The sequence below is a fragment of the Flavobacterium sp. DG1-102-2 genome, assembly GCF_033042555.1.
Classification (GTDB): domain Bacteria; phylum Bacteroidota; class Bacteroidia; order Flavobacteriales; family Flavobacteriaceae; genus Flavobacterium.
Genome location: NZ_JAWLIK010000007.1, coordinates 32,956 through 56,587, shown reverse-complemented (window position 1 = coordinate 56,587; position 23,632 = coordinate 32,956). Strand labels below are relative to the sequence as shown.

General features: G+C 41.0%; 25 protein-coding genes and 1 riboswitch. Of the genes, 20 read left to right on the top strand and 5 right to left on the bottom strand.

Annotated elements, in window-relative coordinates; translation table 11 throughout:
* The first annotated feature begins 89 nt into the window (after positions 1–89).
* From R1T16_RS11335 to tsf, 6 genes are all read left to right on the top strand, one after another.
* A complete protein-coding gene (locus R1T16_RS11335) occupies positions 90–557 on the top strand; it encodes a hypothetical protein (RefSeq protein ID WP_317501222.1) in 468 nt (155 codons plus the stop codon).
* 42 nt (positions 558–599) lie between these two features.
* Positions 600–1,055, top strand: coding sequence for a hypothetical protein (locus R1T16_RS11330; protein ID WP_317501221.1), 456 nt, complete (start codon positions 600–602; stop codon positions 1,053–1,055).
* A gap of 202 nt (positions 1,056–1,257) precedes the next feature.
* Positions 1,258–1,713, top strand: coding sequence for a 50S ribosomal protein L13 (gene rplM, locus R1T16_RS11325; protein ID WP_317501220.1), 456 nt, complete (start codon positions 1,258–1,260; stop codon positions 1,711–1,713).
* A gap of 3 nt (positions 1,714–1,716) precedes the next feature.
* Positions 1,717–2,103: a 30S ribosomal protein S9 gene (gene rpsI / locus R1T16_RS11320; protein ID WP_317501219.1), complete on the top strand. Its 387-nt coding sequence runs from the start codon at positions 1,717–1,719 to the stop codon at positions 2,101–2,103.
* Between the two features lie 175 nt (positions 2,104–2,278).
* Entirely contained in the window at positions 2,279–3,091 is an 813-nt protein-coding gene (gene rpsB / locus R1T16_RS11315; RefSeq protein ID WP_317501218.1) for a 30S ribosomal protein S2, read from the top strand.
* A 101-nt stretch (positions 3,092–3,192) separates the two neighbouring features.
* Positions 3,193–4,017, top strand: coding sequence for a translation elongation factor Ts (gene tsf, locus R1T16_RS11310; protein ID WP_317501217.1), 825 nt, complete (start codon positions 3,193–3,195; stop codon positions 4,015–4,017).
* A gap of 151 nt (positions 4,018–4,168) precedes the next feature.
* Here tsf and ald read toward each other — a convergent pair whose 3' ends face one another.
* Positions 4,169–5,272, bottom strand: a complete 1,104-nt coding sequence (ald, locus tag R1T16_RS11305; RefSeq protein ID WP_317501216.1) for an alanine dehydrogenase — start codon at positions 5,270–5,272, stop codon at positions 4,169–4,171.
* Between the two features lie 189 nt (positions 5,273–5,461).
* Between ald and R1T16_RS11300 the strand changes: the two genes are divergently transcribed.
* The 3 genes from R1T16_RS11300 to R1T16_RS11290 are packed head-to-tail and all read left to right on the top strand — an operon-like array spanning position 5,462 to position 7,314.
* Positions 5,462–6,049 (top strand): hypothetical protein, encoded by a 588-nt coding sequence (locus R1T16_RS11300; RefSeq protein WP_317501215.1) that lies wholly within the window; start codon positions 5,462–5,464, stop codon positions 6,047–6,049.
* A 46-nt stretch (positions 6,050–6,095) separates the two neighbouring features.
* Entirely contained in the window at positions 6,096–6,779 is a 684-nt protein-coding gene (locus R1T16_RS11295) for a queuosine precursor transporter (protein WP_317501214.1), read from the top strand.
* Complete coding sequence (locus R1T16_RS11290; RefSeq protein ID WP_317501213.1) at positions 6,757–7,314, top strand: DNA-3-methyladenine glycosylase I; 558 nt, start codon at positions 6,757–6,759, stop codon at positions 7,312–7,314. The genes R1T16_RS11295 and R1T16_RS11290 overlap by 23 nt, the downstream gene beginning before the upstream one ends.
* Positions 7,315–7,464: 150 nt before the next feature.
* Here the strand turns inward: R1T16_RS11290 and ahcY are convergent, their stop codons facing one another.
* Complete coding sequence (gene ahcY, locus R1T16_RS11285; protein WP_317501212.1) at positions 7,465–8,781, bottom strand: adenosylhomocysteinase; 1,317 nt, start codon at positions 8,779–8,781, stop codon at positions 7,465–7,467.
* A 152-nt stretch (positions 8,782–8,933) separates the two neighbouring features.
* Here ahcY and R1T16_RS11280 point away from each other — a divergent pair, with 152 nt between their 5' ends.
* From R1T16_RS11280 to R1T16_RS11255, 6 genes are all read left to right on the top strand, one after another.
* Positions 8,934–9,578, top strand: coding sequence for a 4'-phosphopantetheinyl transferase family protein (locus R1T16_RS11280; protein WP_317501211.1), 645 nt, complete (start codon positions 8,934–8,936; stop codon positions 9,576–9,578).
* A complete protein-coding gene (gene pnuC / locus R1T16_RS11275) occupies positions 9,578–10,210 on the top strand; it encodes a nicotinamide riboside transporter PnuC (protein ID WP_317501210.1) in 633 nt (210 codons plus the stop codon). Before R1T16_RS11280 ends, pnuC begins: the two co-directional genes overlap by 1 nt.
* Positions 10,174–12,078 (top strand): DUF4301 family protein, encoded by a 1,905-nt coding sequence (locus R1T16_RS11270; RefSeq protein WP_317501209.1) that lies wholly within the window; start codon positions 10,174–10,176, stop codon positions 12,076–12,078. Before pnuC ends, R1T16_RS11270 begins: the two co-directional genes overlap by 37 nt.
* A 4-nt stretch (positions 12,079–12,082) precedes the next feature.
* The gene (arfB, locus tag R1T16_RS11265) at positions 12,083–12,484 is read left to right on the top strand and encodes an alternative ribosome rescue aminoacyl-tRNA hydrolase ArfB (protein WP_317501208.1); all 402 of its coding nucleotides are present in this window, start codon (positions 12,083–12,085) and stop codon (positions 12,482–12,484) included.
* A gap of 99 nt (positions 12,485–12,583) precedes the next feature.
* Positions 12,584–12,677: riboswitch (TPP riboswitch) on the top strand.
* Between the two features lie 83 nt (positions 12,678–12,760).
* Complete coding sequence (locus tag R1T16_RS11260; RefSeq protein WP_317501207.1) at positions 12,761–14,926, top strand: TonB-dependent receptor; 2,166 nt, start codon at positions 12,761–12,763, stop codon at positions 14,924–14,926.
* Positions 14,927–15,036: 110 nt separating this feature from the next.
* Positions 15,037–17,331, top strand: a complete 2,295-nt coding sequence (locus tag R1T16_RS11255) for a GH92 family glycosyl hydrolase (RefSeq protein WP_317501206.1) — start codon at positions 15,037–15,039, stop codon at positions 17,329–17,331.
* Between the two features lie 38 nt (positions 17,332–17,369).
* On the opposite strand, the gene R1T16_RS11250 is transcribed toward R1T16_RS11255, so the two are convergent.
* Both R1T16_RS11250 and R1T16_RS11245 read right to left on the bottom strand, forming a co-directional pair.
* Positions 17,370–17,843, bottom strand: coding sequence for an SRPBCC family protein (locus tag R1T16_RS11250; protein ID WP_317501205.1), 474 nt, complete (start codon positions 17,841–17,843; stop codon positions 17,370–17,372).
* Positions 17,843–18,271: a hypothetical protein gene (locus tag R1T16_RS11245; RefSeq protein ID WP_317501204.1), complete on the bottom strand. Its 429-nt coding sequence runs from the start codon at positions 18,269–18,271 to the stop codon at positions 17,843–17,845. Before R1T16_RS11245 ends, R1T16_RS11250 begins: the two co-directional genes overlap by 1 nt.
* Positions 18,272–18,435: 164 nt before the next feature.
* Here R1T16_RS11245 and greA point away from each other — a divergent pair, with 164 nt between their 5' ends.
* The 4 genes from greA to R1T16_RS11225 all read left to right on the top strand — a co-directional run bounded on the left by greA (position 18,436) and on the right by R1T16_RS11225 (position 20,291).
* Positions 18,436–18,912 (top strand): transcription elongation factor GreA, encoded by a 477-nt coding sequence (greA, locus tag R1T16_RS11240; protein ID WP_317501203.1) that lies wholly within the window; start codon positions 18,436–18,438, stop codon positions 18,910–18,912.
* A gap of 2 nt (positions 18,913–18,914) precedes the next feature.
* Positions 18,915–19,304: an HIT family protein gene (locus R1T16_RS11235; protein WP_317501202.1), complete on the top strand. Its 390-nt coding sequence runs from the start codon at positions 18,915–18,917 to the stop codon at positions 19,302–19,304.
* A gap of 110 nt (positions 19,305–19,414) precedes the next feature.
* On the top strand, positions 19,415–19,834 hold the full coding sequence (locus R1T16_RS11230; protein ID WP_317501201.1) for a lipocalin family protein: 420 nt from the start codon (positions 19,415–19,417) through the stop codon (positions 19,832–19,834).
* 46 nt (positions 19,835–19,880) lie between these two features.
* Positions 19,881–20,291 (top strand): hypothetical protein, encoded by a 411-nt coding sequence (locus tag R1T16_RS11225; protein ID WP_317501200.1) that lies wholly within the window; start codon positions 19,881–19,883, stop codon positions 20,289–20,291.
* 165 nt (positions 20,292–20,456) lie between these two features.
* Here R1T16_RS11225 and folK read toward each other — a convergent pair whose 3' ends face one another.
* Positions 20,457–21,602: a 2-amino-4-hydroxy-6-hydroxymethyldihydropteridine diphosphokinase gene (folK, locus tag R1T16_RS11220; protein ID WP_317501199.1), complete on the bottom strand. Its 1,146-nt coding sequence runs from the start codon at positions 21,600–21,602 to the stop codon at positions 20,457–20,459.
* Between the two features lie 153 nt (positions 21,603–21,755).
* Here folK and sppA point away from each other — a divergent pair, with 153 nt between their 5' ends.
* A complete protein-coding gene (gene sppA, locus R1T16_RS11215; protein WP_317501198.1) occupies positions 21,756–23,582 on the top strand; it encodes a signal peptide peptidase SppA in 1,827 nt (608 codons plus the stop codon).
* Positions 23,583–23,632: the final 50 nt, after the last annotated feature.

Below are 23,632 nucleotides of genomic sequence, written 5' to 3'. Positions count from 1 at the left end.
ATATATCTTAAAGGGTTATGTGTAAATGCCCTTAAATCCTAAATTTATAAATCTGCTTACGCCTAATGCAGGAAAATTAAACCAGATTTATGAAAAAAGCCATCATTATTATATGCTCAGCATTATTGTTTACCATGTGCAGCACTTCTAAAACAGGAAAGACTAATGCAAAACCAACCGTCCAGTATAAAGATGACTTTAGGTCGGCAGAGAACAAAGAAAAAACCGCACTGCTAAAAAAGCTGAATGCATCGGGCAAAGGATTTTCGGTACTCATATTTACCAAGAATTATAAGGGTGAAGAGATAACGGCTTCAAACGAAAAAAAGACCTTATATAAAGGATACCCAATTTCCAACTTAAAATCGGGCATAGCCGAAGAGATACGCATAGATAATACGGTAGACACTAAAGTATATGACAACCTTACTAAAAAAGAAGCCATCATCTCTGCCAAAGAAGCCCAAAAGCATAAATATATTTACGTAATGAAAGAACCGGGGGCAGAAAATCCTTTTGTGATAACGTATAGCAATACGCTAAGGCCGTTGGAGTAAAACTAAAATTTTACTCTATATTAGCTTCTATAAATCAATTCAATGTCTGTAACCGAAGAATTAGCCAGTTTATTTACAATCTTCCACGATGGTTGTATTGAAAATTACAAAAAAGAAGGTGTCAAACTAATATTAATAATTAGCTGTAAATATTTAGCAGAACTAATAGATCCGGAGTTTGAGTATTTTTATCTTGAGCTCACAGAAATAACTTTAATAGAATTAGAGACATTTAAAAACATTCCCAACTCTGAAAAAACACCAATAATCCTAACTGAACCAACTGAAATTTTCAGAGAAGAAATTGACATCTATAGAGCAGCAATTAACAATGGAAATATCGAGGTAAATTGTTGGCAGGTAAATGAAGGATTAAATTATATAGCAAATTGTCTTCGCTTAAATTGTAAAACATATACAATATGTGACCATAATACCAATGTAATCGATTTAGAATTACTTGAAAATCTAAGCGCGAAATACTGGAGCAGATTTTAGGCAATACTTTTGGCGCATCACTCTCGTTCTTGACGCACTAACTCAATTGATACATTAAATAATTGCCTTATCTTTACCGTCTTCACTATCAAAAAATTAGTCTTAAAAGAATAATTTTTCTATCTATTTGAATTTCTAAGAAATAATTGTACTTTTGCATCCCCTTTATTGGGGATGGAATGTTTAATTAAAATAATTTATTGTGAACACATTAAGCTACAAGACAGTATCGGCTAACAAAGCTACTGCTCAGAAAGAGTGGATCGTTGTTGACGCTGAGGGTCATAATTTGGGCCGATTTGCTTCTAAAGTTGCGATGCTTTTAAGAGGTAAATACAAAACAAATTACACACCGCACGTGGACTGTGGAGATAACGTAATCGTTATCAATGCAGAAAAGATCAACCTAACAGGTAACAAACTGGATGACAAGACTTACATCCGTCACACAGGTTACCCAGGTGGACAAAGAATTTTAACTGCTAAAGTATTACAGGCTAAGAACCCTGCAATCTTAGTAGAGAAAGCAGTAAAAGGTATGCTTCCTAAAAACAAATTAGGCGCAGAACTTTTCCGCAACCTGAATGTATATGTAGGCGCTGAGCACAAACATGATGCACAGACTCCTAAAACCGTTAATTTAAACGATTTAAAGTAAAAAATGGCAACAATTCACAAAATTGGCAGGAGAAAAACTGCTGTTGCCCGTATTTACCTTTCTGAAGGAACAGGTAAAATCACGGTTAACAAAAGAGAATTTGCAACGTATTTCCCAACTCCAACTTTACAGTACAAAGTACTACAGCCTCTTACCCTAACAGGTACTGCTGATAACTTTGACGTAAAAGTAAATGTTTATGGCGGTGGTTCAACTGGCCAGGCAGAAGCTGTGAGAATGGCAATTGCAAGAGCTATGTGCGAAGTTGATGCTGAAAACAGAAGCATCCTTAAACCAGAAGGACTATTAACAAGGGATCCAAGAATGGTAGAGCGTAAGAAATTCGGTCAGAAGAAAGCTCGTAAAAGATTCCAGTTCTCTAAACGTTAATATGTCACTATTGGATTTTATTATCCAATACTGTTCATTTTTATTATTGAATTTAAAAACAAATGTTGTTGTTGCCCCACTGAGGTGAAGGGTTAGTTTAGCATCTAAATGGTTAAGGCCGAAAAAATCGCCACTTAATCATTGCTTACTCAACAGAACGTAAACTATTACAAAAATGGCAAATAAAGTAGAAGTTAAAGACTTACTGGAAGCAGGTGTACACTTTGGACACATGACCAGAAAATGGGATCCAAACATGGCTCCTTACATATACATGGAGCGTAATGGTATACACATTATCAACCTGTATAAAACTGCAGCTAAAATTGAAGAGGCTAATGAAGCCCTTAAAAAAATTGCTGCATCAGGCAGAAAAATCCTTTTTGTTGCTACAAAAAAACAAGCTAAGGACATCGTTGCTGAAAAAGCAGCTGCTGCAAACATGCCGTACATCACTGAAAGGTGGCCTGGTGGTATGCTAACAAACTTCGTTACTATCCGTAAAGCTGTTAAAAAAATGGCTTCTATTGATAAAATGAAGAAAGACGGTACATTCATGACACTTTCTAAGAAAGAGCGTCTGCAAGTTGATCGTCTACGTGCAAAACTTGAGAAAAACTTAGGTTCTATAGCTGACATGACAAGGCTTCCTGCTGCGTTATTCGTTGTAGATATCAAAGCTGAACACATCGCAGTAAAAGAAGCTCAAAAATTAAACATTCCGGTTTTCGCAATGGTAGATACTAACTCTGACCCACGTCAGGTTGAGTACGTTATCCCTGCAAATGATGATGCTTCTAAATCTATAGACAAAATCTTATCTCTTGTAACAGGCGCTGTTATCGAAGGTCTTTCTGATAGAAAATCAGACAAAGATGACTTCCAGGATGACGCTGCTCCGGCTACAGAAGCTGCACCAGTTGCTGCTGCACCGGTTGCTACTGAAGCTCCTGCTCAGACAGAAGCTCCAACTGCTACTGAAGAGTAAAGATAACATTACAATAAAGCCGTTGTGCTGGTAGATGTTTACTTTTGTAGCATATTATCATCATAACGGCTTATTTTTTTAACTAAAAACAATTATTCAAAATGGCAAATATAACTGCTGCAGACGTAAATAAACTAAGAACAATTACAGGTGCAGGTATGATGGACTGCAAAAAAGCACTTGTTGAAGCTGATGGAGATTTTGACAAAGCAATTGAAAACCTTCGTAAGAAAGGTCAGAAAGTAGCCGCTAACAGAGCTGACCGTGAGTCTACTGAAGGTGCTGTTATTGCTGTTGTTAACGCTGACAAAACTGCTGGTGTTGTTATCTCTCTTAACTGTGAGACTGACTTCGTTGCTAAAAACGAAACTTTCGTTAAGCTTGCTAACGACCTTGCTGCACTTGCACTTAACTTTACATCTAAAGAAGATTTCCTTGCTGCTGACTTTAACGGTATCACTGTTGAAGAAAAACTTATCGAGCAAACTGGTGTTATTGGTGAAAAAATCGAGATCGGTTCTTTCGAAACACTTACAGGTGCATTCGTAGGTTCTTACATCCACGCTGGTAACAGGATCGCTACTCTTGTTAGTTTTTCTGGTAATGTTGCGGGTGGCGAAGAAGCTGCACGTAACGTTGCTATGCAGGCTGCTGCTATGGCACCTATTGCTCTTAACGAGGAAGGTGTTGATGCTGCAACTGTTGAGAAAGAAATCGAGATCGCTAAAGATCTTCTACGTCAGGAAGGTAAACCGGAAGCTATGCTTGAAAACATCGCTAAAGGTAAACTTGGCCGTTTCTTTAAAGACAACACTCTTGTCAACCAGGATTACATTAAAGACAGCAAACTTAGCGTAAGCGAGTATGTGAAGTCTGTTGATGCTTCTCTTGTTGTTACAGGTTTCAAAAGGGTTGCGCTTGCATAAGTTCAAAACCTTATAAATACAAAGAACCCCGAACTCTCATTCGGGGTTTTTTTATGGCCGGACTCCTCCAGCCGCAAACAACAAACAAACAATAACGAAAACTATTTTCTTATGATAAGACCTGGTGAAAGCCGGTAACCTATAACCGAAATTACCGAACAACCAGATCCACTTCTTTGAACGCTTTTTTAATTTCTTCAATCACAACCTCGCCTTTTACAATATTCAGTCCGCGGCCTAGGTCGGGATACTTAGAGCAGGCTTCTTCCCACCCCAGATTAGCCAGTTTTAAAACATACGGCAGTGTTACATTAGTAAGCGCCAGTGTAGACGTATATGGCACCGCTCCCGGCATATTAGCCACACAGTAATGCACAATATCATCAATAATAAAAGTAGGCTCTTCGTGTGTCGTAGGACGGGTAGTTTCGAAACAGCCTCCCTGGTCTACTGCTACATCTACCAATACCGTCCCCGGACGCATCTCTTTAAGCATTTCGCGGGTAATAAGATTCGGTGCTTTAGCACCCGGTATAAGTACTGCACCTATTATAAGATCGTGGTCTTTTATATGTTTCTTTATATTGTAAACACTGCTAAACTCAGTCACCACATGAGGTGGCATTACATCGTTCACATAGCGAAGGCGCTTCATATTTATATCAAGGATGGTAACGTGTGCTCCCAGCCCTGCAGCCATCTTAGCCGCCTGGATACCTACAACTCCCGCCCCAAGCACAAGCACCCTGCCCGGAGGAACACCCGGCACACCGCCAAGCAATACACCCCTGCCTTTAATAGGCTTCTCAAGATATTTAGCACCCTGCTGAATTGCCATACGCCCGGCAACTTCGCTCATAGGCGTTAGTAGTGGCAGGAAACCATCGTCATCACTTACGGTTTCATACGCGATGCAAACCGCTTTACTTGCCATCATAGCTTTAGTAAGCACTTCACTTGATGCAAAATGGAAATAGGTAAATATTACCTGGTTCCTTTTGATCAGCGGATACTCCGACGCTACAGGCTCCTTAACTTTAACGATCATATCTGCCATGGCATAAACAGCCTCGGCAGTAGGCATAAGCACAGCTCCCGCATCGCGATAGTCTTCATCAGAAAAACCGCTGCTTTCGCCTGCACTTTCCTGCACGTAAACCTGATGTCTGTACGTGGCCAATTCAAACACCCCCGCCGGTGTAAGGGCTACCCGGCTTTCATTATTCTTTATTTCCTTTGGCACCCCTATCTTCATGGCGTATGATTTAATAATTAATACAAATATAAACGCATACCCCCTTAAAATATTGCACAAATCGAATTTATTTTGAAATTTTTAACCTACACCCCTATAAAAAGCATACACCAAACCCAAAAAAACATTACAAATAACCCTACACCCCTGAAAAAGCTTTTTCTTATATTTACTAATCAAAAAGATTTTATGAGAAAAATATTTTGCTTTTGCCTGTTCACGCTTTTTGCCTGCAAAAAAGAAAACACGACAGGAACGGTTAAGCCGACACCAAAGGATTCTACGCAAACAGTAATAGAAGATATACAGCCGGAGAAAACTATTCCCAATAATAGCGCTGATTATAATGGGGATGAAACAGAAGAGACAGCCAATATAATATTGACCAAAAAAGGAAAAAGTAATCCTATAGAAGATGGAACACCTGACGAATACTCGGTAAAATTTTCAGGTGAAAAATTACCTGATCTGCCGATAGAATGCTGCGAGGCGATCATAATAAATGAAGGTGACCTCGACGGTGACGGTGCAGATGAATTCTCGGTATTTCAGGCACCCATGAATGGATGCGTTTACCACTTCACTACCTATGCTTTTAAAAAAGGCAAGTGGATAAAACTGATAGAGCCCTCTCTTATCCCGACAGCCTGTGAAGAAATCACGATTACAGAATTAGAGGACAGGGTCTTTAACGATGGCGGAAAAATCTACATTATGGAAACCGACGTGAACGATGAAAACTTTGCCACAATACGAAAAGAAGCTAAAATGCTGTAACATCCCGTAAAACATAATTCTTTACCTTTACGGTTTACTCTTTTTTATGTTCAAGACCCGTAAAGACACCATTTATGTAATCCTGGCAGGGATTTTTATTACCAATGCCGTTGTAGCCGAACTTATTGGCGGAAAACTAATCAATGTAGCATCCGTACCCATGAGCGTAGGCATATTGCCATGGCCTGTCGTATTTATAACAACCGACCTTATCAACGAATATTTTGGCGAAAAGGGCGTTCGCCGACTGTCTTACATAACCGCAGGGTTGATAGCCTACTGTTTTTTTATGCTTTGGCTGGCGCTAAGCATTCCGGCAGTTAAGGGCATAGGCGTTCAGGATACGCAGTTTGATGCTGTGTTTGGCCAGGGAATGTGGATCATCGTAGGCAGCATTACTGCATTTTTGGTATCGCAGCTTATAGATGTGACGCTGTTCCATTGGGTAAAGCGCAAAACCGGTAACAAATACATCTGGCTGCGCAGTACGGGTTCTACGGTCATATCGCAGTTTTTTGACAGTTTCATAGTGCTGGGCATCGCTTTTTGGGCAACAGGCCAAATGGATACTAAAACCTACATTGCTTCGGGCTTTACAGGATATTTTGTGAAACTGATCATTGCAATAGTATTGACCCCGCTTATTTATCTCGGCCATTTATTAATTGATAAATACATTCATAACGACAAGTCAAACACTTTACCCCATGAGCAACAAGACACGCTGTAAATGGTGCGTAGGCGACGCACTTTATGAAGACTACCACGATAATGAATGGGGCAAACCCGTTTATGACGACCATAAACTCTTTGAGTTCCTGCTACTGGAAACTTTTCAGGCTGGACTGAGCTGGATTACCATTCTGCGCAAGCGCGAAAACTTCCGAAACGCATTTGATAATTTTGACTACCTAAAGATTGCTAAATATGATGACGCAAAGATTGAGGGACTATTACAGGACGCCGGAATCATCCGTAACAGGTTAAAAGTACTGGCCGCAGTAAGCAACGCACAGGCTTTCATTAAAATTCAGGAAGAGTTTGGCAGCTTCTCCGATTACTACTGGGCATTCAGCAGCAACCAGCCTGTAGACAACAAATTTGAATCTATGGCACAGGTTCCTGCCATTACGCCACTGTCTGACAAGATAAGCAAAGACATGAAAAAGAGAGGGTTTAAGTTTGTGGGCTCAACAGTTATTTACGCTAATATGCAGGCAACAGGAATGGTTAATGACCATATATTGGAATGCGATTTTAGATAATAGTATTGAGATGCGAGTATTTAGAAAGCTTCACTCAACCATATATAAAGATAAACCCCGCAGTTGCGGGGTTTGTCTTTATATCTAAGTGACATTAAAATTTCAAACTAAAAATCTAAAATCCCAATACTCACTTCTCAACACTACATATTAGTATCTGTAGTACTCAGGTTTAAATGGCCCCTGAACCTCAACACCAATGTAAGCAGCCTGCTCATCGTTAAGTGTTTCAAGCTCTACACCAAGTTTAGCAAGGTGAAGTGAAGCCACTTTTTCGTCAAGGTGCTTAGGCAGCATATACACTTCGTTTCCATAAGCAGCACTGTTTGTCCAAAGTTCAATTTGGGCGAGTGTCTGGTTTGTGAACGAGTTACTCATTACAAAACTTGGGTGGCCTGTAGCACAACCAAGGTTAACAAGGCGGCCTTCTGCAAGAATGATGACATCTTTACCTGCAATAGTATATTTATCTACTTGTGGTTTGATCTCAATTTTAGACGCACCGTGGTTTTTGTTTAACCATGCCATGTCGATTTCGTTATCAAAGTGTCCGATGTTACAAACAACAGTCTTATCTTTCATTTGCTCAAAGTGGCGGCCCACAACGATATCTTTGTTACCTGTAGTCGTGATGATGATGTCTGCATTAGAAATTACCGTATCCAGTTTTTTAACCTCAAAACCATCCATAGCAGCCTGAAGCGCACAGATAGGGTCAATTTCGGTAACCGTAACGATAGAACCTGCTCCACGGAAAGAAGCTGCACTACCTTTACCTACGTCTCCGTAACCACATACAATTACCCTTTTACCTGCAAGCATAAGGTCTGTTGCACGGCGTACCGCATCAACGGCACTTTCTTTACAGCCGTATTTGTTATCAAATTTAGATTTAGTAACAGAATCGTTAACGTTGATCGCCGGCATAACAAGCGTACCGTTTTTCATTCTTTCGTAAAGACGGTGAACACCTGTAGTCGTTTCTTCCGAAAGTCCTTTTATTGCAGCTGTAAGCTCAGGGAAACGGTCAAAAACCATATTTGTAAGATCACCACCATCATCAAGTATCATGTTAAGCGGCTCACGTTCTTCACCAAAGAAAAGCGTTTGCTCTATACACCAGTCAAACTCCTCCTCGTTAAGGCCTTTCCATGCATATACCTGGATACCTGCAGCGGCAATTGCAGCAGCAGCGTGGTCCTGGGTAGAAAAAATGTTGCATGAGCTCCATGTAACCTGTGCACCAAGAGCAACAAGCGTTTCTATAAGAACAGCTGTCTGGATCGTCATGTGAAGGCATCCTGCAATACGCGCACCCTTAAGCGGCTGAGAAGCGCCATACTCTGCACGAAGTGCCATTAGGCCAGGCATTTCAGCTTCAGCAAGACCAATCTCTTTTCTTCCCCATTCCGCAAGCGAAATATCCTTTACTTTGTATGCCACAAAGGGCAGCGTTGTAGTACTCATGAATATTGTATATTTGTATTAGCAAAAAAATTTTTGCAAATTTAGTGAATGAATTTTTAATTCACCCGCTTTAACAATAAAATATAAAAACTTGCCGTAGCCTTAATTGTTTGGTAAACAACAACATGAATTTCGGCCATTAACTATATCCAATGCCTTTATACAAATCTATAACCATAAACAACGACACCCGACTGCTTATCTGGAAAAACACCGAAAGCCTGGAGGAGTTTTTTGAACAGGTAAAACTTAAAGATACCTGCAGTGCAAGGATAGATGGCATGAAAAGCGAGCTGCACAAAAAAGGATTTCTTGGCGTGCGCATGCTGCTTCAGGAAATAGGCTACACTGATTTTGACCTTTTTTATGACAATGACGGAAAGCCGCACCTTACCGATGGTATGAATATCTCCATTACGCATTCTTATGCTTTTTCGGCAATTATTATCAGTAAGAATGATATTGGTATTGACATGGAGTTGCAGCGCGAAAAGGTAATTACGATTGCCGATAAATTCATTGAGCCCGAATTTGCCTATCTTGACCCAACGCAGTTAAGCGATTACATGCACAAGCTTATCGTGATATGGGGCGTTAAGGAGGCAGTCTACAAAATGATTTCGCGCGCGGGGCTTAGCTTTAAGCAGAACATCTATGTTTTCCCCTTTGACCTTCCTGAAAAACGAGGCATGGCGTCAGTAAAATATGAAGAAATAAACGAGAGCTACCCTTTCTTTTTTGAAGAGATAGAAGACTTTATCCTTGTATACTGCCTGGGCAGCAAAACGCTTATATAATGGGCGAAATTTTTGATTTTCTCTTTGCCCAGTACAAAGATTACAGCACGCTTCATATTACACTTGAAGCCATAGCGACCATTTTTGCCGTATTCAGTGTTATATACTCCTGGAAAAACAATGTATTGGTATACCCTACCGGGCTTATAAGCACAGGCATCTTTGTTTACCTCCTCTTGCAATGGAACCTGTATGGCGAAATGATTATTAACGCCTATTACTTTTACATGAGTATTTACGGCTGGACGCTTTGGAGCAAAAAAGACAGTACCAACCATGATGTATTAAAAATATCTGCAATGAATGCTGACGACAGGGTGAAGTCTGTCATTATATTTACATTATCTGTAATTGGGATTTCGGCGGTTTATATTTATTTTGATAAATTTACCAGCAGGCTGTCTTATATAGATACCTTTATTACAGGCCTCTTCTTTGTAGGGATGTGGCTTATGGCCAAACGAAAAATTGAAAACTGGCTGTTTTTGATTGTTGGAGATATCATAGCAATACCACTGTTCTTTATAAAAGGATACACCCTTACCAGCCTGCTGAATGTAATTTTAACTGTAATTGCCATTTTTGGCTACATGTCATGGAAGAAAACATTACTAAGCGAAAAACAAGCGTAAACATTACCATCTACGGCAATGGACTGAATGGCAGGACTGTTGCAGAAGAGTTAAAAAACTTTGTTCCCGGAGATAAAAGCAGCATATTTGATTATACGCTTCGCATTATAAGCATTGACAAAGCCCTAAATGAAAATGACAGGGCCGCACAGTTATTTTTAATTCTTAACGCAACCAATGGCACCGAAGATGCATCTATAAAAAAACTAAGCCAAAGACTAACCAACAACCACCAGCCAAATATAATGATCAACTCATCACCGGCAGAATTTACAGCAATCGCAAAGGAGACCCTTACCGAGCTTGAAAAAGCACTGGCAATGGGATTCTCTGCCGCTGATTTTGCCGACATTAATAACCGCGGCATTGCAATTGAAACCATACAACACCAGCTGCATATTTTTAAGAATGGCATAACAAAGGCGACTTTAAAGAAACCTGCGCTTATAGGCGATGGCATCTTTAAACTCCCTGAAGAGAAAGCTTCAGAGTATGCCGCAATCTTTGACAGCAAAAAAGACAGCCTTAAGCTTACCAAATTTGTACCGGCATCTGGTGCTGCTACGAGGATGTTTAAATTTCTTAATGAATTTGTAGGCGATTTTAATCCCGATAAAGAAACGATAAACGCTTACAGAAACCGTAAAAAAGATTCTGACCTTTCTGTATTTATGGTGGGACTTGAAAAATTTCCGTTCTATAAACAGGTTATGGACTCTTTAAAGCTGGATGAAGGCTTTACTGCACTGCCTAAAGACAAAAAAATACTTGCCTTTATAAACACCATGCTGAGCAGCAATGCTTTTGATTTTGCCAATAAACCTAAAGGCATACTGCCTTTTCACCACTACGGCAATTTTATAGCCACCCCAATATACGAGCACTTAAAAGAAAGTGTAGAATATGCAGCATCTCAGGGCAATGCAAACATCGAATTTACAATTTCTGAAGACCACCTTGACGGGTTTCTTGACAGCATAAGGGAGGTTATTGATGAAGTAGAAGCAGATGCGCAGACAAAAATAAACTTTAGCTTTTCGTACCAGCACAAAAACACCGATACACTCGCTGTAAACATAGACAATACGCCGTTTCGGGACATTGACGGACGTTTGCTTTTCAGGCCTGGGGGACATGGTGCACTGATTGAAAATCTGGGTAAACTGGATGCAGACATTGTTTTCATCAAAAACATAGATAACGTAGGCCACAATAATTTGCAAACGATTGCCCTTTATAAAAAGGCGCTTGCAGGTATATTAATAGAACTTCAAAATGAAATCTTCAGGTATCTTAACCTCATAGACAACAATGAGCTCAGTGACGATGATATAAATAAAGTACTGGCATTTGCACAAAATAAGCTTTCGCTGCATATTCCGCAGGTTATCAATAAATATACTCCTGAACATAAAAAAGAATATGTAAAAGAGCTGCTTAATAAGCCTATCCGCGTATGCGGAATGGTTAAAAATGAAGGTGAGCCAGGCGGAGGGCCTTTCTGGATTGAGTGCGATAAAGGAAATCTTTCGCTGCAAATTGTAGAAAGCTCTCAGATAGACCTTGACAGCAGATCGCAAAAAGCTATTTTTGCCAACGCCTCTCATTTCAACCCGGTAGACCTTGTATGTGGTATAAAGAACTACAAAGGAGAGTTTTTTAACCTTAACGAATTTGTAGATACTGCATCGGGCTTTATAGTGCATAAGAACAGGCTAGGCAAAGAAGTAAAATCGTATGAGCTTCCCGGCTTATGGAACGGCTCTATGGCGGGATGGATAACCATTTTTGCAGAAGTTCCCCTTGATACCTTTAACCCCGTTAAAACGGTAAACGACCTCTTAAAACCGGCGCACCAGCCCTGGTAACACAATGAATACAGGACAAATACTACAGGAATTAGATTATAAAGCGGTAAGAAGCAGCGGTGCCGGCGGACAAAACGTAAATAAAGTTTCGTCTAAAGTCGTGCTGAGCTTTAACCTTATGGCAAGCAACGCGCTTACCGACGAAGAAAAACTGCTTGCAGAAACAAGGCTTGCCCCGCGTTTAACAAACGATGGCATACTCATCCTTCAATGTGACGAAGACCGCAGCCAGTTACGCAACAAAGATATTGTTACCAAACGGTTCATCACTGTAATGGACGCTGCACTGAAAGAGGAAAAGCCAAGGAAACCTACGCGCATTCCACGGTCGGTGATCAAGAAACGCATAGAAGGAAAACGCAGGCAGGCCGAGAAAAAACAATCGAGGAGAAGGCCGGATTTTTAATTTGAGTATTGAGATTTTAGACATGAGACCTAAGTACACATTTATACAGTTAATTTCAAAATCTCAATACTAATATCTCAATACTTTTTGTACTTTTGCCCCGTCTCAAAGGGGTGCTCTAAATAACGAGCTGAGATTATACCCAAAGAACCTGGGCAGGTAATGCTGCCAAGGGAACAGGCAAACGGAACGGAGTGCACGCCTTACCTATGCCAAACAATCATTTTTTAACTAACAGTAGAATAATTGCCCCTTTTATTCGTAAATATTTTACGAATGAAAACTTTATTCATTTTTCCTGAAAGCTGTAAAGCTTTTAAAAAACTTCCTTTATTAATTCTCGGCCTTGGAGGCTTTGCCTATGCACAGCAGCCTGTAGTAAAAGATTCAGTCAATAAACTGGACGAAGTATTGGTACAGGCGGTACGTGCCAACAGCAACACTCCTGTAACTTTTACCAACGTAACCAAAGCAGAGCTTGCCCCGCGTAACCTGGGCCAGGATATTCCTGTACTTCTTAACTACCTGCCGTCTGTCGTAACAACTACCGATGCCGGTAACGGATTTGGCTACACCGGCATACGTGTAAGGGGTGCCGACGCTACACGTGTTAACGTGACCCTGAACGGAATTCCATTTAACGATGCCGAATCGCATGGGTCATTCTGGGTTAATATGCCCGATTTTGCATCATCTGCCGAAAGCATTCAGCTTCAGCGCGGCGTTGGTACGTCTACCAATGGTGCAGGTGCTTTTGGCGCCAGCCTTAATGTTCTTACTGATACCTATAAAAACGATTCGAGTGGTGAGATATCTAATTCTTTTGGCAGCTACGGGTCAAGAAAGCACACGGTAAAATTCAGCACCGGGCTTATGAACGATAAGTTTGAGATTGCAGGGCGTCTTTCAAGCCTTGCTTCAGACGGATATATCGACAGGGCGTCGTCTGACCTTAAGTCGTACTTCCTTCAGGGAACCTATGTAGGTAATACTACCCTTATTAAGGCATTGGTCTTTGGCGGAAAAGAAAAAACATACCAGGCATGGAATGGTATTGATGCTGCTACACTGGTTAGCAACAGGCGTTTTAATCCGTCAGGAATGTATACTGATGAAAATGGCGATACCCGTTTTTACAATAACGAAACCGACAATTACCAGCAGGATAACTACCAGCTGCACTGGAATGAAAGGTGGAGCGACCGATGGAGTACGAACGCCGCGTTGCACTACACGCGTGGTAAAGGTTATTATGAGAACTACCGCGATGATGCAGGGTTTGCTAAATACGGATTACTGCCTGTAACGATAGAAGGTACAGAAATTACCGCAGCCGACCTGATCACCCAAAAATGGCTTGACAACGATTTTTATGGTTATACACTATCTGCAAATTATAAAGACGATAAATTAAATATCGTTATGGGCGGTGCGTGGAACAAATACAAAGGTGCACATTACGGCAACGTGATATGGGCACAGTATTCGGCCAGTGTACGTCCTGGCGACAGGTATTATGACAATGATGCCGATAAGCAGGATTCAAACATCTATGCAAAGGCAAACTACCAGATAACAAGCAAACTGAACCTTTTTGGAGACCTGCAGGTGCGCCATGTGGAGTATGAAGCGAGCAACGTTCTTGAAAGCAATGATACACCGCAGCCGGTAAACGACACCTTTAACTTCTTTAATCCTAAAGCAGGTCTTACTTATACTGTAAACGACAAGAATAACATTTACTTCTCTTATGCCCGCGCTAACAAAGAGCCACGCCGCAGCGATTATGAGAACGGAAGCTCTAAACCGGAAAGCCTTAACGATTTTGAGTTAGGCTGGCGATTTAAATCGGGGCAAAGCACTGTAAACATTAACGGTTATTATATGAGGTACAAAGACCAGCTGGTACTTACAGGACAGCTTAACGATGTGGGCGGTTACATTTATACAAATAGCGGCGACAGTTACCGTATGGGTATAGAAGCCGATGCAACGCTTGTACTTACCGACAAATGGATACTAAGGCCTAACATTGCCGTGAGCGACAACAAAAACGTTGATTTCAATATAGAAACAGAAGCGGGCACGCAAAACCTTGGCGATACGGAAATTGCTTTCTCACCAAGTGTGATAGCAGGCAACCAGCTTATTTATGTACCTGTAAAAGGTTTTCAGATAGCGTTTTTATCTAAATACGTGGGTGAGCAGTTTATGGATAACTACGAAACACCAAGCGCTAAACTAAAAAGCTATTTTACCAGCGACCTGAACATCAGCTATGAGTGGAACATTAACAAGGTGTTCAAATCGATAGTATTTAACGGATTGGTAAATAACATCTTTGACAAAGAATATGTTTCTAACGGGGCGATGTATGGCGATCCATACTATTATCCGCAGGCAGGCATTAACTTTCTTGTGGGCGCTACGCTTAAATTTTAAAAATCCACCTAAAAAATTGCTTTATATTAAGCGGAAGCCTTTGGTTTCCGCTTTTTTTATTTCACTAACTTTTAGGTAAAATAATTACTTTTACCCTACAACTATCAGTCATGAAATTAAAATTTGTCTTCACTTTCCTACTGCTTTCGGTAATGGCGTTAGCCCAAAAACCAGAAAAGAAAAACTATCAATACATAAACCCTATTATTGGCACGCAGCGCATGGGGCACACCTATCTGGGTGCAACAGTACCTTTTGGATCGGTGCAGTTAAGTCCCGATACCGATACGATTTCGTATGAGCTCAATAAAAAATACAACGGTAAAGTGTATGAATACTGTTCCGGCTACCAATATGAAGACAAAACAATTGTAGGCTTTAGCCATACCCATTTTAGCGGAACAGGCCACAGCGACCTGGGCGATTTTCTTATCATGCCCACGACAGGCAAATTGCAGTTGAATCCCGGAACGGCAGACAAACCGCTGTCAGGCTACCGCTCTGCATTTTCTCATGCTAATGAAACGGCACAGGCCAATTACTACAAAGTAAAACTGGATGACAATAACATCATTGCCGAGCTGACAACAAGCCAGCGCGTAGGTTTCCATCGCTATACTTTTCCTAAAGCTAACGAGGCCCATATTATTTTTGACCTGATGCACGGCATTTACAACCATAACGAAAAAAACGTATGGACGTTTGTGCGCATTGAGAACGATACGCTCATAACCGGTTACCGACAGACTAATGGATGGGCAAGGACACGAACTGTTTACTTTGCCATGTCGTTCTCTAAACCCATAAAGCAATATGGCACACGTAAATATGATGAGAACAATATTTACAAAGGCTTTTGGCGCAAGTTTGACGAAAGCAAAAACTTTCCGGAGGCGGCAGGCAAAAACCTGAGGATGTATTTTGACTTTGATGTAAAAGCAGGCGAACAGGTAATGATAAAAATGGCATTGTCTCCTGTAAGTACCGCAGGGGCACTAGCCAATATTAAAGCCGAGATTCCACATTGGGATTTTGACAAGACCAGAAAAGAAGGCGAACAGCTTTGGGAAAAGGAACTCAATAAAATTAAAGTTGAAACCCTGACCGAAGATGACAAGGTAAACTTTTATACCGCCATGTACCATGCGTTTATAAATCCTACCGTTTACATGGATGCCGATGGCAGTTACAAAGGCCTTGATCAGAACATTCATAATGCAGATGGCTTTACCAATTACACTACTTTCTCACTTTGGGATACATATCGCGCGCTGCATCCGCTGTTTAATATCGTTCAGCCGAAGCGCAATACAGATATGATAAAAAGCATGCTGGCACATTATGAACAGAGCGTACACAAGATGCTGCCGGTGTGGTCGCATTATGCCAATGAGAACTGGTGTATGATAGGGTATCACTCCGTATCGGTAATTGCCGATGCCATTGCAAAAGGCAATGACAATTTTGACACCAAAAAAGCATTGGAAGCCTGCATTAATTCCTCAAACCTGAAATATTTTGACGGAATTGATTACTACATCAACAAAGGCTATGTGCCGGAAGATAAAAATGGAGCATCAGTTTCTAAAACTTTAGAATATGCGTATGACGACTGGTGCATTGCACAAATAGCTAAAAAACTGGGTAACCAATCGGCCGTAGCTGAATACACTAAACGCTCGCAGCATTATAAAAATGTATTTGATTCAAAATCAGGTTTTATGAGACCTAAGCTTGATGACGGCACTTTTAAAAAGGAGTTCGATCCGCTTGATACCCACGGACAGGGCTTTATAGAGGGCAACGCATGGAATTATAGTTTGTATGTTCCTCACTATCCTGAAGAACTTGTTAAGATGAATGGCGGAAAAGAAAAATTCACCCAGCATCTTGATTCACTGTTCACCATGACCCTGCCGGATAAATACTTTGAAAATACCGAAGATATTACCAGAGACGGTATCATAGGCAACTATGTACACGGTAACGAGCCTTCACACCATGTGGCTTATCTTTACAACTGGACCGGCCACCCTGAAAAAACACAGCAAAGGGTGCGCATGATACTTGACGCCATGTACAAACCAAAACCTGATGGCTTGGGCGGTAATGACGATACGGGACAAATGAGTGCCTGGTACATTTTCAGCAGCCTTGGGTTTTATCCTGTGGCGCCGGGTAGTGACAAGTATGCCATTGGGTCGCCAAAAGTAAAAGAGGCGGTGCTTAACCTGGAAAACGGAAAAACATTTACCATTACGGCAAAGAACCAGTCGGCTAAAAATGTATATATCATTAAAATGGCACTTAACGGAAAACCGCTTGACAGAACCTACATTACCCATAAAGAAATTACAGATGGCGGGCAGCTGGTATTTTACATGGGTAGCAAACCGCGAAAATAGACTAAGGTATTTTTAAACTCTTAGCTCTTTGGAATATCCTATAATAGTCCGGTATGCTTGCTGTTATCTTCAGCGAATGCCTTAACGATCCTGTTCCTTTCTGTAAGCAGTTCGGTCATATATCTTTTGAGGAAAAGATAATCGGCTATACGCCCAAAGATACCATAGGGACTGGTATAATCGAAAATATCGGTCATAAGCACGATGCCATTTTCCTCTGAAAATTTATGATCGTGCTTAAAGCGCTTAAAAGCACCCGAAACCATTTCATCAGTAAATGAATTCGGCCTGCTGAAAGCGGTTATTTTTGATGAAAGCAGTTGGGTTACCCCAAAATGCCTCGCTTTCCAGGTAACGCTTTCGCCCATACCTATAAGCCCTGTTGTCTTTCCCGCAACAGCCTGCTCATTGGTGTGGGCGGTGGAAATTGTATGAAGATCTATACTTCTTGAAAGATCAAACACCACATCTATAGGTGCATTAACAACCGTTTGCAGTCTTATTACGGGCATTAATTAGAAACCCTGATAATATTAGAACCAATAAGAGACACCCTGTAAGGCTTTAGCGGATATTGTACCGCTGAAGTGGCAAGCCCCGTAAACAGGCTGTACTCTACGCCATCGCACGGGCATTTTACTAATATACCGTTAAGAGTAAGCACAGAACACGATGACATGGCCTGGTTAGGGCACGTGGCCTCATAAGCAGTATAACCACTGCCTGTATTCATCACGATTACACCATTAATACCTATACCCGCCTGGTTGATGCGCACGGGGTTAGACGGGAACTGGAGCTGGTTGTATAACGGCAGTGTCATGTCTATATCTATAGAAAAGCTGTAGTTAGGCAGGAATTTATTAGTGTAGTTATAGTCATCTTTACTGCAGTTAACCAAAAAGGGAACAATAAGCAGCAGTAAAATATATTTTTTCATCTTGATAAAATTTAGGCGTTATAATTATGAAACAAATTTAATTTAATTAACTTTGACCTATGCTATAGCATATAATAAAAATTGAAATACTAAAAATATATTATCTTTACAGATAGAAATCCCGTCCTGATGGGATTTTTTCTATTTATATAAACGACGAAGTTATGAGTACAGTATCTTACTACACCGCAGAAGGATTAAAAAAGCTGAGAGATGAGCTTGACCAGCTAAAAAGCATTGAAAGGCCAAAGGCATCTGCTGCTATAGCCGAAGCAAGGGATAAAGGAGATCTATCTGAAAATGCAGAGTACGATGCTGCAAAAGAAGCTCAGGGACTGCTTGAGCTTAAAATTTCTAAAATGGAAGAGCTTGTTTCTAACGCCCGCCTTATAGACGAGTCGCAGCTTGATCTTACAAAAGCACTTGTGCTTAGCACCGTGAAAATAAAGAACCAGGCTAACGGCATGGAAATGACTTATACACTTGTTGCTGAAAGCGAAGCCGACCTTAAAACCGGAAAAATTTCTGTTACCTCTCCTATCGGGAAAGGCCTTCTTGGCAAATCTGTAGGTGAAACTGCCGAAATTAACGTACCAAACGGCACGCTTAAATTTGAGGTTCTTGAAATAACAAGAGACTAATTATGAGCTCTATATTCACAAAAATAATAAACGGCGAAATTCCGGCTTATAAAATAGCGGAAGATGACAACTACCTTGCTTTCCTGGATGTAAATCCTAACGCTAAAGGCCATACCCTTTGCATACCGAAACAGGAAATTGACAAGATCTTTGACATGGACGAGGAAAACTACCTTGGCCTGATGAAGTTTTCGGGCAAGATTGCCATTGCCTTAGAAAAAACCGTTCCCTGCAAACGCGTGGGTGTAGCTGTTGTAGGCCTTGAAGTGCCTCACGCGCACGTACACCTTATCCCATTAAACGAAATGGATGAGATGCGTTTTGTGAACAAGGTAAAACTTGAAAAAGAAGAATTTGAAGCTTTAGCAAAGGCTATTGCCGCAAACGTATAGTTTGCCCACATGAGCAGACACCTTAAAACCACGCCACAGCGTGGTTTTATTTTATAGTTGAATTTATATTATTTGCTTATTATTGCAGTGAGAAAACCTGCACAGCAGCCATGAAGAAATTTTTGCCATTATCGTTACTGTTTTTACTTGCCGCCTGCTCAAGTGATGATGACGCGACCGTTAACCCTGCCTACATCGTGAACAAATGGTATATTACAGGAACTACATTCAGTCAGGATAACACTAATTATGATGAAGGATACATTCCCTGCGAAACAGATTACTATGAATTCTCTGCCGATTATAAATTCAGGGAAATTGGAGTCAGCCAATGCAGTGAAACTGTATATTCAGAATCAGAATACAGCATTAATGGCAATCAGGTAACGAGAAACAATTACAGTACAGAGATTGTTGCGCTTTCTAAAAACCAAATGAAGATAAAGGAGCAGATAAGGTATTTTGTTACACCTGTAGACCCGGTAATAGAAACCGTGATTGTGACCTACAAACCGGTGTCTTTACAATAGTTAACCATAAATAAACGTTTAATAGTAATAAAATAAAACACGAACCATGAAAAAAATATTGGGATTAGCACTGGCATTGATATGCCTTGCAGGCTGTTCAGACGACGATTCACCAAAAAACACGGTAAACCTTAATCAGCTTAATAAAAGATGGTATTATGTTGCAACATGGGTAAACGGCAAAAAAACCGACCACGTAAATGAAGCATGCGGTAAAGATTATCTTGAATTTCTTGAAGGCGGTGTAGCTAAAAATGTAGACATCTATAACTGCCAGCTTGATCCGGAGATAACTAATGGCACATATACTATCGATGCCAACACCAACAAACTTACTACTGTTCTTGACGGCGAAACAATAATCTATACCGTTAACAAACTTAATTCTAAAGAGCTGGAAGCCGAAACTACTTTTAATGGCCTGAAAATAGGATACGTATTTACAAGTACACCATAAAAAATAAAGCGCTGTCTCAGGACGGTTTTATATAAAAAAGGAAGCCTTTGTGCTTCTTTTTTTATGCCTCTTATCGCTGGTGTGAGCGTCTCGCTCGTGCTGTACTTATTTTTAAGGACAGGAGCGGGACTCTCGCGCCACCGGTGGGCACAATGCTTCCTTTTTTTATTTTTGATCATTACTTACTATCCTCTCAATCTCTCCCAATACCCAGAGGTAATCCTCCTGATTGTGTACAAAGTCGCGGTTAGACACATCGAGCACTAAAACATTAAGCCCGCTATGGGTTTTGATGTAGTCAAGATAGCCCTCGTTAATTTTGTCAAGGTATCCGGCTTCAATCTGCTGTTCGTAGCTGCGTCCGCGCAGTTTTATGTGTGCCAATAACGTTTCAGTCGTTTGATAGAGATACACATATAATCCCGGCCTGCGCATTTCGCCATACATGATATCAAACAGTTTTTTGTATAACGCATATTCATCACCGCCTAACGTAACCTTAGAGAAAATAAGCGATTTGATGATATGATAATCGGCTACGACAAAATCGTTTACCGGATGTATCTGTGCAATATCATCGGTAAGCTGCTGGTACCTGTCAGCCAGAAAAGACATCTCAAGCGAAAAGGCATACCGCTGCGGATCTTTGTAAAATTGCGGCAGGAAAGGGTTATCGGCAAAACGTTCTAACACTATCTTTCCGCCAAAGTCTTCTGCCAGTTTTCCGGCAAGGCTGGTTTTGCCTGCACCTATATTACCTTCAATAGCAATGTAATTGTGGCGCTGCACTTTAAATTCGTCTACCGGAGACGGCAGCTGCAGTACAAATTCGCACGCGCTTGTATCTTTTGATTCGGTTATCAGATGGTTGATATCCCTCTTTAGAACAGGGTGCAGCCAATCCTGTGCAACATCCCTTAACGGTACCATAACAAAGTTACGCTCCTGCATCCGCGGATGCGGTATCGTAAGTTCGGCTTCGCCTATCACTTCGTTATTAAAGGTAATAATGTCAACATCAATAGTACGCGATATGTAACCACCGTCAGGATTGCGTACCCTACCCCCCTCCAGTTCGGCTTTCAGTAATTCGTCCAATAGCTGCAATGCAGGTTTTTGGGTATGCACCAGCAGGCAGCAGTTGTAAAAATCGGCACCATCAAACCCTATCGAAGGGTTCTCATAAATGCCGGAAACCTTTGCCACGGTTGCCACGTGGTTATGTATATAGCTGATGCACCATTGCAGGTTTTCCAATCGGTTACCCATATTGCTGCCCAGCGAAAGTATTGCCTTGTTTTGAAATCTCATACCTGCAAAGTAAGCAAAACAATGCGTGCTTTTTTATACTGTTAATAATTTTAAAAGGCATTTTAACCTATGGTTTGTAAAATTCTATCTTCGCAAACTGTAACATATTTAGTATATGTGCGACTATTATATAAATAAAATATCCATTTCAAGATGAACGAGATTCCAAAACACCCTCAGCGCCAGCCGTCTGCATCGGCTGTTTTCTTTAAGAATGTACTTTCTACCGTAGTAGGAATATTTGTATTCTGCTTTTTATTTTTTTTCCTTATCATCATTTTTGGTGTAATTGCGGCTGCAGCAGGCAGCAGTAATAAAGAAGGCGTTGTAACAGTAGAAGACAACAGTGTTATTGAGCTTGACCTTAGCGAAGTGACCAACGACTACTCAGGAAAGTTTAAATATAAAGATTTTGCCATGTTTGACTCTGAGCCTAAAGAAGGGCTTGTGGATGTTATAAGGGCAATTGACGCTGCAAAAACAGACGATAAGATAAAAGGTATAACCATTACCAACAGCAATATAGCGCTGGGTATGGCACAAAGCAAAGCGCTTCGTGACGAGCTTGATGCATTTAAGAAATCGGGTAAATTTATCGTTGCCTATTCTGAAGGTTACTCGCAAAAAGATTACTACCTGAACTCGGTTGCCGATACTATTTACCTTAACCCTGTAGGTGAGGTTGATTTTAAAGGTTTATCATCTGAAGTGATGTTCTACAAAGACCTTCAGGACAAGACAGGCGTTAAGATGGAGGTTATCCGCCATGGTAAATACAAAAGTGCCGTTGAGCCTTTTCTTAGCAACGAGATGAGCCCTGCTAACAGGGAACAGCTTACAGTACTGCTTAATTCGGTTTGGAGTTCTATCGTGACCGATATATCTAAAAGCCGCAAGATACCTGTAGACAGCCTTAACAGCATTGCTGACAGGCTTGGCGCACGTACTCCGGAACTGGCTAAGAGCGCTAAGCTTATCGATAAGATAGCGTACCAGGACCAATATGAATCGGCTATTAAAAAAGCGCTTAAGCTTAAAAAAGACGAAGAGATAACTACAGTATCTATACTTGACTATGTACAATCGGCTTCTTTAAAAGCAGAAAACGCAGGTGCGGCAGATGAGATTGCCATTATATATGCACAAGGCGAAATAAGAAGCGGTGAAGGCGATGTTAACGTAGTTACAGAAGAAGGAATGCGCAAAGCGCTAAAAGAAGCAAGGGAAGATGAAAGCGTTAAGGCTATCGTGCTACGCGTAGACTCTCCGGGAGGAAGCGCATTGACATCTGAACTTATATGGAGGGATATCGAGCTGACTAAAAAAGTAAAGCCGGTGGTAGTTTCTATGGGTAACGTAGCAGCATCAGGCGGTTACTACATTGCGTGTAACGCCAGCCGTATTTTTGCCGAAGAAGGTACCATTACAGGATCTATAGGCGTATTTGGCATGCTGCCAAACTTTACTGAACTTTCTAACAGGATAGGAATACATACCGAAGAGGTTAGCACACATAAAAATGCATCGGGATACAGTGTGTTCTCGCCGCTTAAAAACGAAACGAGGGCATTTATACAGGAAGGCGTAGAAAAAACATACGGTACGTTTATAAGCCGTGTAGCTGCCGGAAGAAAACTTACTACTGCACAGGTTGACTCTATTGGGCAGGGCCGTGTATGGAGTGGACGCGAAGCGATAAAAATTGGTCTTGTAGATGAGATAGGCGGACTTGACGCTGCCATAAAACACGCTGCAAAACTGGGTAAAACTACAGATTATGCCGTACACGACTATCCTGAGTTTGAAAAAGACTTCAGCAAGATATTCGGAGCCCTGGGATTACCGTTTGCACAAAGCAAAGAGGAGTTTATTAAAGAAGAGGTGGGTGCAGAAAACTACCGTGTTATTGAGCGCATTCGCAGGACAACCCAAATGAAGGGTACACAAGTGTTAATGCCGTACGAAATAAACATAAGATAATTTTCGTTAAAGCTTATATTCCTTACCTTTAAGGTCAAAATAAAGTTATC